Origin of the sequence: Corynebacterium sp. UMB2355A, from assembly GCF_033877495.1 — a bacterium.
In the GTDB taxonomy this organism is placed as follows: domain Bacteria; phylum Actinomycetota; class Actinomycetes; order Mycobacteriales; family Mycobacteriaceae; genus Corynebacterium; species Corynebacterium pseudogenitalium.
Map to the genome: position 1 here is coordinate 882,979 of NZ_CP138855.1, position 12,316 is coordinate 895,294.

9 protein-coding genes are annotated in these 12,316 nt (G+C 60.1%); all 9 read right to left on the reverse strand.

Translation table 11 applies throughout. The features are described 5' to 3' along the window. Positions 1-3: 3 nt before the first annotated feature. The 9 genes from R0V12_RS04330 to R0V12_RS04370 all read right to left on the reverse strand — a co-directional run bounded on the left by R0V12_RS04330 (position 4) and on the right by R0V12_RS04370 (position 12,137). Positions 4-5,766, reverse strand: a complete 5,763-nt coding sequence (locus R0V12_RS04330) for a CshA/CshB family fibrillar adhesin-related protein (protein WP_320072907.1) — start codon at positions 5,764-5,766, stop codon at positions 4-6. 175 nt (positions 5,767-5,941) lie between these two features. Continuing rightward, entirely contained in the window at positions 5,942-6,448 is a 507-nt protein-coding gene (locus tag R0V12_RS04335) for a DUF2335 domain-containing protein (RefSeq protein ID WP_177224263.1), read from the reverse strand. Between the two features lie 754 nt (positions 6,449-7,202). Further along, the gene (ppk2, locus tag R0V12_RS04340; protein ID WP_070361875.1) at positions 7,203-8,102 is read right to left on the reverse strand and encodes a polyphosphate kinase 2; all 900 of its coding nucleotides are present in this window, start codon (positions 8,100-8,102) and stop codon (positions 7,203-7,205) included. 138 nt (positions 8,103-8,240) lie between these two features. Then, positions 8,241-8,369: a hypothetical protein gene (locus R0V12_RS04345; protein WP_255366114.1), complete on the reverse strand. Its 129-nt coding sequence runs from the start codon at positions 8,367-8,369 to the stop codon at positions 8,241-8,243. A gap of 53 nt (positions 8,370-8,422) precedes the next feature. Further along, positions 8,423-8,563, reverse strand: coding sequence for a hypothetical protein (locus R0V12_RS04350; RefSeq protein WP_168156160.1), 141 nt, complete (start codon positions 8,561-8,563; stop codon positions 8,423-8,425). Positions 8,564-10,184: 1,621 nt separating this feature from the next. Further along, on the reverse strand, positions 10,185-10,379 hold the full coding sequence (locus R0V12_RS04355) for a hypothetical protein (protein ID WP_070361874.1): 195 nt from the start codon (positions 10,377-10,379) through the stop codon (positions 10,185-10,187). After that, entirely contained in the window at positions 10,376-11,044 is a 669-nt protein-coding gene (locus tag R0V12_RS04360; protein ID WP_143000799.1) for a single stranded DNA-binding domain-containing protein, read from the reverse strand. Before R0V12_RS04360 ends, R0V12_RS04355 begins: the two co-directional genes overlap by 4 nt. A 309-nt stretch (positions 11,045-11,353) precedes the next feature. Further along, a complete protein-coding gene (locus R0V12_RS04365; protein ID WP_070361872.1) occupies positions 11,354-11,863 on the reverse strand; it encodes a GNAT family N-acetyltransferase in 510 nt (169 codons plus the stop codon). Then, positions 11,853-12,137, reverse strand: coding sequence for a type II toxin-antitoxin system TacA family antitoxin (locus tag R0V12_RS04370; protein ID WP_070361871.1), 285 nt, complete (start codon positions 12,135-12,137; stop codon positions 11,853-11,855). Before R0V12_RS04370 ends, R0V12_RS04365 begins: the two co-directional genes overlap by 11 nt. Positions 12,138-12,316: the final 179 nt, after the last annotated feature.

Below are 12,316 nucleotides of genomic sequence, written 5' to 3' on the forward strand. Positions count from 1 at the left end.
TGTCTAACTTTCTGTTGTTGGAGTTGTTGAGGTTGAAGTCTCTGTAAGGAAGCGACGGGCGCTGAAGCCAAAGAGCAGCAGGCCAAGCAGCAGAATCCACACGAGTGTAGTGCGGCCGGTATCTGGCAACAACCAGCCAATGGTCGACGGCACCCGCAGCGCCCCGTACGTGGATTCGGCGCTGACCGCCCCGAGGGTGCCCGTGGCTGCCTGCAGCGTCGCGGTGCCGCGGTGGTGGAACGTTCCTTCCGCGGGGATGTCCACCGTGACGGTGCAGGTTGCGGACTGGCCCGGCGCCAGCGCCGCCCGCACCGCAGAACATGCCGTGGCGGGGATGGTGCCCTGCTCGCCGATGGTGCGCGGGCCGTCGGGCGTGCGCGCGGTCATGCCTGCCAAGGCTGGGTCGCGTAGCACCATGTTGCTCAGGTCAAACTGTCCGGTGTTGGTCAGCTCGTAGGTGACGTCCATGGTGGTGGCGTGATCCGGCAACAGGGCGGTATCCACCACGTTGGTGACGCCGGACAGCGGGGTGCCTGAAATGCGCTTGTTCAGCGCCACGCTGGCGTACTTGTTCAGCGCGGTCGCCGCCCAGGCGTCGCCCGCGCGGCTCGTGTCGGTGGCCTCGGGGGCGAGCACCTTAAACGCCACGGTCGGTGTGCCGGTTTCAGGCTGGTAGCTCTCCCCCAGCTTGGCGCCCTGGGAGGTCAGCGCGAACGTGTACGTACCAGCCGTCTGCTCTTCCTCCACGGTGCACTCGCTGCCCACGGGCACGTTCCGCAACACGTGGGTCTGCCCGGCGCGCAGGGTAAACGGCTCGCGGGTGCCGTCGCCGCAATTGGCGCGGAAGGTGTAGGTGCCTGCTGCGTCGGGAGCGCCGGCAGCCTGCTTGGTCAGCGCTACGTCTACGGTTGCCCGCGGGTGGTGCGCCTGCACACCGACGACCACCGCCGGGTCAGCCGCGGTTGTGTCTGGGGCGTCGGCGGGGACGTCCACTGCGTATTCGTACTGCTTGGCTCGCACGTCCTGCGGGGCGACGCCGTCCACGGTGGTATCCGGGCCGTCGTAGGTGCCGTTGTGCCAGGCGGCGAAGCCGAGGTACGGGCGGCGATCACCCACGGACACTTCAAGCTCGCCACGCGCGCTGAGCGCCGCCGCGGCATCCATGGTCAGCGTGCACGAGGTCCCCGCCGGCACCTCCATGGTGCGCAGCCCGGTCACCGGCACGGCGTCCGCGCCGGGCAGCGGGCGCTCGGGAACTTCGGCCACGCTGAACTGGACTGGGCGGGTGGCCAGGGTGGCGTCGTCGTCTTTGCACACGAGCGTGCCCGTGTAGCCTGCGGGGTCCGCGCCGTGGAGGTACCCGGTTTGGCGCATCGCCACCTGCAGGTTGGTGGTGCGTCGGCTGACCTTGTTCACCAGGTGCAGCTCAGCGCCCTGGGTGGTGACGTCGGCCTTCGCGCTGGGTTGGACCGCAACCACGGTGAGCTGGGCGGGCACGTTGTCTACCGCGATTTCGCGCAGGCGACAATGCGCACCGACCGGCACCGCGGACTCCGCGCCGCCTGCGGAGATGTAGCGCAGCCAGCCGTCGACCGCCGTGAAGTCACCGGGTTGCAGCTGCAGCGGCAGCCCTTCCACACTGGTCAACTCGGTGCCGAGCGCCCGGCACTGCAGCGCGAAGCGCATCGTGTTCGCCTCGCCGAGCAGTCGCATGTCCGCGGGATTGCCTTGGATGTCTTTGCGCAGCTTCAGCGGCGCGGTCTGGTACACGTAGCGGCTCGTAGCACGCACCACGTTGGCCGCCGCGTCTTCCTCCACCACAAACGCTGGGGACAGCGCTGCCGCGCTGGGCTGTTCGAGTGGCTTGCCCGTCGCCAGCGTCGAGTCCGGGCGGCTGAGCGTCCAGTCCACCGCGTCCGGCAGCATGGTTGCCCGCAGCGGGCCCTCCGGGGTGTCCGCCTGGAGATCCAGCGGCGCATACCCGCCGAGCTCCACCGTGCAGGCCGCGCCAACCGGCACGCCTGCCACGCTGACGGCACCTTCGCCGTCGACGGTGGCGCTGCGGCGGAGCAATTCAGCGTCGCCGTCGCGGCACACCATCGTCAACGGGTGGGCGGGCAGCAACGCGCCGAGCGTCTTCCCCGTGACCTCATAGTCCTGGCGCGCCGTCCCCGGCAGCACCACGCCGGTGCGCACGGTTGCGTCGGTGACCCGGCGGGAGAACGTGTTGATGAACTCCACCGAGTTACCAGCCCGCGCGACGGTAAACGTGTTGCCCGGTGTGCCGTCCACGGCGGTCGTGGCCGCCATGTGGATGCCCGGCTCCGGGGTCAGCGGGTTCTCCGCGACGGTGCAGCTACTGCCCACCACCAGGTCGCCCTGGGTTACGGCCACGCCATTGCGCACCGACGCCTGCAGCGACGCCCCCGGCGTGCCGTCCGGCAGCACACAGCGCAGCGACGCCGGATACTCCCGACCAAGCCACGCCTCCTGCTTCGCAGGCGCGATCAGGTCCTTGGTCGCCGGGTCGAACCGCACGCGCTTGACCCCGGTGAGGGTGGCGCGTTGGTAGGCGAACTCGTCCTCCATGGCCAGCGTCGCGCGTTCCCCGACCGTAAACGACACGCCAGGCGCCAGCTCCGTGGCCTGCTCGCCACCCGGCGCGTAATGGCCCACCGTGGTGTGGGTGATCGGGTAGTCCACGCCCTTGCTGTTGGTGCGCTGCGTGTCCACCGGGCTGCGTCGCGCAAGGGTGCACTGGGTGCCTGCGGGGATTTCGGCGGCGCTGAAGGTGCGCTGGGCGCCGTCGGCAAGCTGGAAGGTCTCTTGGAATGCACCGCAGCTCAACTGATAATCGACGCCCACCTTCGGGTACAGTGCCTGCTCCCCGGTGTAGCGCTGCGTGATGGTCAGCCCGTTGCCGGCAGGGGTAAACGTGTTGGTCACGGTGGCGGTGTTGGTGGCGCCGGTGATGGTCAGCGCCACGTTATCCACGTCCGTGTCCCAGTTCACGCCGCCGGGCAGCTGGGGGCGATCCTCGGTGAAGGTACAGGTGTTGCCGTAGGGCACGCGCATGGTGGCGCCGGGGCCGTCGTCGACACGCGGATCCCCCACTTTCAGCGTGACGGGCGCACCAGGGGCGACCGTTGCGGTGCCCTCAAGCTTGACCGCCGTGACCTGCCCGTCGGTGACCACGTTGCGGGAACCACACGCGAAGTTGAACGTGTAATTCGCGGGCAAGCTGCGCACCCCGTTGGCAGTCACGACCTTGGAAAGCTGTGCAGTGCCGTACTTGTAGTCGTAAGTACGGGTGATGGTGAATGCGTCCGCCTGCCCATCGCCGACCGTCAACGTCTGCGGCGCGACGGTCGTGCTCTGCAGCTCGAACGTGCGCACCGGGCCCTCGCCGGGAGCCGCGGTGGGCTCCTGCGAGCTCAACGTACACGTAGATCCGACCGGCATCTTCGGGATGACGGCGTGGCCATCAGTCAGCGTCACAGTGCCGGTGCGCTTCGTCGCGTCCGGGGCCGTGCACGCATAGTTCGCGCTGAAGCCCTGGCCCGTCACGGACGGCAACGCACCCGCCGGGCCCGCAAGCACCTGGTGCACCTGCACATCGGCGGTGCGGTAGTCGTAGGTGCTGCGGATTTCCACCGGCTCGGCGGCCGCAGGCCCGGTCGCAGGCAGGCGGAGCGCCAGCCCGTCCTGCTGCTGGGCGGCACCGGTGGCGTCCCTGCTGGTCAGGCTGATGTACTTCTGCTGCTCCGCTGTCAGCCCTTCGACGGGGCGCAACACGCAATCCTGCCCGCGTGGCACACCATCCACGGTCACCGGGGCGCCCCCGCGGACCGTGATCTGCCGCGCAGGCGCATTGGTGGCCGGGCAGCTGAGCTCAAACGTGAATTCCTGATTCTGCAGCACGGGCGTCGCCGCCGGGCCCTGCACCACATGACGCAACTGCAGCGTCGCAGTCCGCGCCGAGTACTGGTTCTCCGCCTCAACAGCCGCAGGTGCGGTATTCGGCTGCAGCGTCAACGTATGCTGCGCGCTGCCCTGGTTCGGGGTGCCGTGGGTGGCGCCATTCCACCGCAGATCCAGGTCCGCGCCCGACACCGCCGCAGGCGCGGTTTCCTTGAGGGTGCACGTCGCGCCGGCTGGCAGGCCGTCGACAAGCTGGCGAGAACCCGGCTGCACCTCGCGGGACCCGCTGAGCTTCACATCCGGGTACGCGGCCTGGAACCCCTCCGGGGCCGTGCACGCGTAGTCGATGGTGAACTTCTTGCCGGCAAGCTCCGCGTAATTGCTCGCCGTGCCGGTGACCCGCTTGTTCAGCTCCAACGATGCCGGGGCGAAGCGAGACTTCCAGTGCACGTTACAGTTGATTTCCCGGTTTTCCTTGTTCGCGAATTGCACCTCGGAGACGCCCTCCGCGCGGTTTTCCCGGAACCAAATGCCACTGCGCTCCGCATCCGCGCGGCTCAGCGGCGCACCGTTGTGCGTCAAACGCACCGGGGCCTGGTCAGTGTTGGCTCCTGGCTCGTACACGAAGGTGTCCGTGGCGCCGTCAGCGGAAATCGCGCTACACGTCCACTCCGGGGAGTAACGACGAAAGGCCAGATCCTTCCCAGCCATCGTCGACTGCAGCCCGACAGTATCCTCCGGCACACCGTCCGCGTTCAGACGACGCAGCACCGGAGTAGTGCTCGACCCACCGACTGGCTCAATCCAGTTACGCTGTTGCCCATCCTGGGTGAAAATCCTCGTCACCGGCTGCTCCGCCTGGCCGGTGAACGCCTGCTGCGCCGCCGTGTCCGCCGTGCCCAGCTCCTTGCCTTCCTGAGTGGAGATGCGGTTAAGCGCGATCGCCATCGCGAACGCCTGGTTGCCGCGCGGGTCCGGGAAGCGTGCCGTACCGCCCGAGTTCGACGCGATGCCAATCTCAAACGCCGTCGGCGAATCCAACCCAACAAGGAACGTGCCGTAGGTACCGCCGGAGTCATTATCACAGATGAAGTCACGTTTCTTGCCGCCCATGTCGGCCCACTGCCACTGATTCCTCTCGACGCCCGCCCCGAACGTCTTCCGGCACGCCTCACGACTGCCGTTCGGCGTCAGCCTAATCGGCGGATTGACCGTGCCCGTGCCGCCCGAGTTGGAGACATCCACGCTGATCATTTCGCCGCCGAGCACACTGCCCGTCGACTCGGCATCCGCAACCATCATCCGAAACGACGGCAGCGGCTGCCCGCGGTACGTGAACTTCACGTTGCGGAACGAAAGGCGCACGAAGCGGTTCTTCTCCGTCTGGAAAATGTCATTCGCGGTAGCCCCCGTCTCCGCAACGAAGAACGATTGCCCCGCAATCTGGTTCCCGAACGCAGCCCGGCTCCACGGCGGCTGCTGCCCCGCCGACAAGCTGCCCTTATTCGACCCCGTCCCCGTATCCGAGGCCTCCACCGTCACCGTGTACGTCAGCGTGTAATCCCCGAAACGCTTCGTCACATTGTGCGTCCCCGGCTTCGCAATATCCGACGCATCAATCCAACACATCTGGTTCGCCCACTTCTTGGCGTCCCCGTCCGCCTTACGAAACGAGCAGTCCCCAATATTGACGCGGCCGTTAGCGTCGGCGGCGCTCGCTGAGCTTTGACCGCCGAGGCCTCCGAGCACGGCAACCAGCGCGAGCAGCATGGACACAACTACTGCCGCTGCGGCTCGTCGCAGCCGAGGCGGTTCGCCAAATGCTGGCCAACCCGCTGTTGTCATGAAACCGCCCTTTTTGCTGTGCTCCAGCTTCTATGGATGCTTCTATTGGTGTAAAACACCGCAATCGTACCGTGCTCGAGGAGAGAACAGCAATACTTACAGAGCCTTAAGAATCCCCAGGTAAATGGGGGTGGGGGTTTGCTTTTTGGGTGGGCGCACTGTGGGGCCCTCCGCATTACCTTGCTGAGCTTTCTTCCCCTTTTCCTGAAGGACCCCATTGGGGCTTCTTCTTGGGAATAAACATACTGCCCAACAGGCTTAAGAAACCGAGAATCCCCATACCCGTTGCAAATGGAGTTCGGTCAAGCAGCTCAAGAATTACCGCCACAGCCAAAAACAAAACCGCTAGGCAGACAAACATCCACTGTCCTCTTCTCACCGCTCTCCCCTCTTCACGGATTGATTCGGCTAGAGCGTAGTTGACTGCGGCGTTGGACCTTGTCGCTTCATTCGCCGCAATGGCAGAGTCCTCTGCCATTGCGACAATTCTGTTTGCTAAACCAGCTTCGACCTCTTCGTAAGCTTGAAGTTCACTAGGATGAGGCAAAGGAGCAACTCGCATCACGCTCATGAGATCGTGCGTGACCCTGTTACTAACCTGATCTAGCACCTCGGCTTCTAAAACATCATCTTGTTCTGAGAGTCGATCGCCTGCCGCAGTGCCTGCCCCGTTTGCTTCCACGCTTTCTCCAGGTTTTCCGCTGGATCGTGGATACGTGCTTCCCGAATTATCCGACCGTCGCTGGAGCGAGCTATCACCCTGCCACGGGTCATGTTGCGCATCGTTCGAGTGCTCATTCGCCATCCCACCTCCATCTCCTGGTAAAGAACGTTTATTGTCCCATAGCCATTACACTATGACAATTATGCCATCGACATCCCTTTCTGGCAGGTAAGTACAGGCGACATCAGACTCCAACGTCCACGCACCAAATTCCTCGATTTATCCCCATCAAACCCGACGTTTCACCAGCTCACAACACTCGAGGTCCATATGGAATGTGGTCTTAGACCGGCATCCTCCCGCAGGTTTGAGGCGCCTCAACGATTAACTCTCTAACCGCCTGTCCGTCCGTTTCAGCCATTAATCCCACAGTTTCTCCGCGTAGAAGCCGCCGTCTGCAGCACTTTGCTAGCAGCGTGGCTTTGCACGACAGACGGGCTACCCATGCTAGAGTGTCCGACTAGCGTTGCACCTTCATCGAAAGCCGAGTCTCAGGCTTAAGGGTCTAAAGGGGCATTACTCCCATCTGCAATTCTGTTCACAAAATCCCGACTCCGCTCGTGATGACTATCCCACCCCAAATACCTATCCCCAAGAAGTCGGCTCCGAGGACCTATCAGGGGCTGAAGAGACATCATGCGTGTAGCCCCCAGCAAAAGCAGCAACGGAAAGTCCTCCCTTTCCGTTGCTGCCTCCCAGATAGGCCTACTCCCTAGTCCCCGATCTGATCACGCCCACGCTTCACAATCAGCGGATCCGGCGTCCCCACCACATCATGATCCTTGTTGGTGTATTCGAACTTGCTCAGGATGTAGCGCATCGCGTTGAGGCGGGCGCGCTTCTTGTCGTTCGACTTGATGGTGATCCACGGCGATTCGTCAGTGTCCGTGTAGCGGAACTGCTCTTCCTTGGCGTTGGTGTAGTCGTCCCACTTGTCCAGGGATGCGAGGTCCATCGGCGACAGTTTCCATTGGCGCACCGGGTCTACTTGGCGGATGGCGAAGCGGGTGCGCTGCTCTTTCTGGGTGACGGAGAACCAGAACTTGGTCAGCGAGATGCCGGAGCCAAGGATCATGTTCTCAAGCATCGGCACTTCACGGAGGAATTCGGCGTGTTGGGATTCGGTGCAGAAGCCCATGACGCGTTCGACGCCGGAGCGGTTGTACCACGAGCGGTCGAAGAACACGATTTCGCCTGCTGCCGGGAAGTGTTGGATGTAGCGCTGGAAGTACCAGGAGGTGGATTCGCGCGGGCTCGGCTTTTCCAGGGCGACGGTGCGCGCACCACGCGGGTTGAGGTGCTCGTTGAAGCGTTTGATGGTGCCGCCTTTACCCGCTGCGTCACGACCCTCAAAAATAATGATGTGGCGCTGACCAGTGTCTTTAGTCCAGTTCTGCCACTTCAGCAGCTCAATCTGGAGGGCACGCTTTTGTTCTTCGTACTCGCTCCGGCTGAGGCGTTCTTCGTAGGGGTAGTTTTCGCGCCAGGTTTCGATTGGTGTCCCGTCCGGCATGAGCAGCGCCGGGTCGTCTTCATCGGTGTCGTCGACGATCCAGCCTTCTACGGCGGCGAGGTCGATCATTGGGAGTTCGTCATCCTTGTGGTCAGCCATGTATCAAGTTTAACCCCATTGCCCCCGGATCGGCGCTGATTGTTGGTTTTTATTTATCGACGCCACCCCCGTTTTCCCACGCATTCCCAAAAGGGAAAACCCCGCCACATTTTGTGGCGGGGTTTGTATCAGGGGGTCTTAGGAAACCAGACCGATCAGCTTCACGATGGCGTCTGCGCCTTCGCCGAGCTGCTTCAGAATGGTCAGAAGTGCGCCTGCTACGTGTGCGTCAGACGAGAGGAACGCCCAGTTCTCGAGTGCCTGCATGAGTTTACTCCTTTGAGTTTAAAATCAGTGGGATGTTGAGAGTTAAGCCGTGATTATTTCGGCAGGGCAGTTGCTTTGTCGCCCAGCTTGCCGAAGTTGATAAACAGGTCCGGAATGAGGCGGAACAACTTGACGATATTGCTGGAGAAGGTGCTGAAGTCCTTCAACGCGTCGGTGATGACTGCGAGATCCATACTTACCCCTTACAGGTCTTGACATTGTGGGCGGGTGCCCGTGTGTCTACATTTCTTAAGGTTGCACACCGTGATGGTGTGTCTTAGCCGTTAATTTTGCACGTATTTTTAACTCACGTCAAGGCTTCGTGAATGATTCACCTCACATTAGGGGCACCCGGCGCGTGTACCTTACATACATGACGTGACAGCAAACGTTCAGGCGAGTTTCCCCAGCGCATCACCACAAAATATAAAATACTACTTAAGCTGCTGAAATGCGTTCATACAGGTGACCGCAAACTATTCTTCCACCGTTTCTTTGAACTTCCTGTGTAAAAGCGACATTCGAACCATTGTTGCACGGCCCCCTATTTCTGATAGTTCGCTGAGCACGGATCGTTACGGCTTTCGCTTCCACCCCACCGCCACGACGATCTCTCACCCCAGCTAAAAAGCGTTCGGCATTAGCGAACGTTCGGCAATACCGAACACCCCAAGCCATGTTGACTGGCATGCACGCTTTAGCCCAGATTTTTCGCCCGGCCGCAGATGTTAATCACTGTCGTCGATACAACCGTTCCTCGTGTTGGTTCGGTCTCGACAAACCTTTTCAATCGTGTAAAATCCGATACATAGTTTCCCCGTTCTCCTCGGAGGCGGGTTTTCTTTTTGCCTAGTTTCGCATGTGGAACTCTATCACGCTGTTATTAGTGGGTCACGTCTATGGCTCATGGCGGCAAAAGAGGATATGTTGGAGTGACGACGGGCCGGTTACCGGAGCGTTGTCGCCTGGAGGCGCCTAGGCTCCAGAGCTTTTTAAGACCTCAGAGAATCCGTTTTTAGAGCTAATGCCTAAGGATGACGTCTTTTCGTGAGATTGATGTCTCCTCACGCCTCAGTCCGAAGGCCAGCCAAAGCCCTGTCACGCAAACGTACCCCCGTTGCAACTACATAGATTTCTAAATAGTTTTTTGGGCACGGTTACTGAAGCGTCGCAGCACGGCAACACTGGAACCGTTTCGCCTGCCGAGGAACACACGCAGGTTGCCTGGTCGTATCACGGAAAACTCGTCTCCGAAGTCGTTGACGCTTGCGAGGTAGAACGATTTTCCGCGACCGAGAAACGCTTCAGGACGCAACGCTGGCGCTGGTTCGCGTCGCCAGAGACAAGGCAACCGCACGGGCCTCGACGAAGTCATCGAGCATTTAGGGTTTTCCCGGTCCGAGCTAGAGGCCGAACTTCACAGCAACAAAGCATAGCTATACAGCGCAAGTCACCCCGCGCATAAGCCCGCCTCATTGACGACGCCATCTACGACCTAAAAACCTCCAGCGCGGAGATACACAAATTGGGGTCACCTGTTAAACAAAGTGGTTGAGATCCTAAGGCCTTCATCCGCGAGTCCGCGATCGACAAACACCGCGAAGAAATGACCACACCCGAAGTCTGCGACTGGGTAGCACACTTTACCGGCCGGCACCCAGCAGCAACATCGTTAAGGAACTGGATTACTGACAGACGCAACGGCTACATCCGAGCTGCCCGGAGGGTGTTATCGGCAAAAACAGCGCGACGTTTCGTGGGGTACCCGCCATCCCCGCGGTGGCTACTTCCTCACTACGTTGTTGTTCGAAAATGCTACGCGCGCTTCTTCAGAAAATACGATTTCCAAAACCTATTTTTCGAACGATCCTCAGGGTAGCGACGTGCCATGAATTCATCTGTGCGGTGACGTGAAGTTTCGGCAGCTTCCAAAAGGGCAGCAACAATTTCAGGGTCGACTGACGAAATGTGCGCTTTGTCTTTACGTCGCTGCGGATAGCGTGTCGTCATTTGAGTTTCTCCTTCCCCTCATCTTCGTCATCGTAGTGCAAAATGAGCACCGGCAGGAGCATCGCAAAAATACAAATGAATCCAACGGAATATGGGATTATCCCAAGTGAACGAAGAGTTGTGTTTGTTCCACTCCTATTTCGTTCCGGTTCGGCAAAAGCGAGACCCCCACCTGGCGTAAGGTTTCCTGGACTACTCGACTCCTTGCGCAGTTGAGCCTCAAGAGCATTGGCGTAATCTTCAGCTGCCTGTGCGATTTCCTTTTCTTCTTCGGCGATTTTGCGCGAAGTCAAAACGCTCCTAATGAGACTCGGTGACTGCAATCGCATGAGGGCGTTGTTGGTAAGAGAGTTGTCAATTGCCCATTGCAGCTGTTTGTAGTACTCGGTGCGATCATCTGACTCTTTTTTCTGCTCAATAGTCTTGAACCCAGATATCAACGCTATAGCTGCAACTATTGGGGTCAAGCTAGGAAAAACATATTTGCATACCCTTGACAAATAAAACGGCCATGATAGGTCTGAACACCAAATATAGTATCCAGCAATTACACCGATTAATAGGAGAAATCCACAAACTAGGAGCTTGACCTTAAGCCGCTGAGAAGGCAACCGCTCTTCAGTACTTTTGGACAAAAATTTCCTATGTTGATTGAGATCGCCCATGTGCCACCCCCAGTATTAGCACTAGCACTATTACTTATTACTCCAAATAAGCAACACGTCAGGCGTAGTCGACGTGTGTTCCCCTTTGTACATTTTCCGTTTTGCGAGCACCCAGACACCACTACTTGCAGCTGGCCGAGGCAAAGCATTCGGTTCGTCCAAGACGTGGGAGTCGGCTCCCAAAACAGCGTAGTTGGTATCTGCAGTTTTTGGCTCTAGTTGTGCACAACCCGCCCGAGTGAGGGGAACACCACGTTACTAAATGCGTAGTCCTAACAGCTGGTCGGCGAAAACCTGCCTCAGCCCCCATCACGCCATGTACCGCTCAATCCCCTTCACCGACAGCAGAAGATGCAGCGGCTGCCCCGGCATCTCCTGAAAACCAGCGTGCTGCATGTAGAACTGCTTCGCCCGCTCGTCCAGCGCGTGCACAACTACCGCCGCGGCACCGACTTCAACGGCAACGGTAAAACAGCGCTCCAGCGCATCGCGCAGCAGCGCCTTGCCAACGCCTTTCCCCTGAGCATTCTGGTCAACCGCAAGCCGTGCAAGGATGATCACCGGAATAGGATCCGGCCGCCCCTTCGCAAAACGCTCCGGCGCCACCTTAGCGACGATACCCCCGGTACACACCGCATAGTAGCCAACGACCCGCTCATTCCACGTTGATACATACACCGCACAGTTGTTGGCACGCTGGTTTTGCATCGCGTAGCGGTGAAACCACGTATCAAGCGACGCCTCCCCGCACCGAAACTCAGCCCGATTATCCGACTTCTCCAACCGACGTGGCGGGTGAAGAATCCCATCAGCTTCCAAAGCTGAACTCCTTGCCAAAAGGAGTTTCCTCCGCAAAAAGCGTACCTAGCCGTGAAAAGTCGGCAGGCTGAGCAAGCAACTCCTCCACACGAGAAAAATCGTCCATCCCCAACACGAAGAGCCGCTGATCAGCAAGCACTCTGGCAGCGCGCTCAACAGCGCTCTCAAGCACAAACTGCGATACCGAGGAATTCGTCACCTCAGCCGCACGCCGCAGGCACTCCTCCTGCACTGACGATGTACGCAGATTCAGCCGTCTATCTTTCACAGCCATTTCAACCTCCCAAAACCCTTGTACTCACAATGTACACACACAAGAGGTCGAGGGCAAGGCTCGTAATTTGAGAGTCACCATCGCCACGGGTGCAGGTCTTCCTTATCGACGACGGCCCCACCAACCCAAAGAACACAATCTCCTCTGAGCGCGGCCTCCCATAAGCCTCAAAAGGGGCA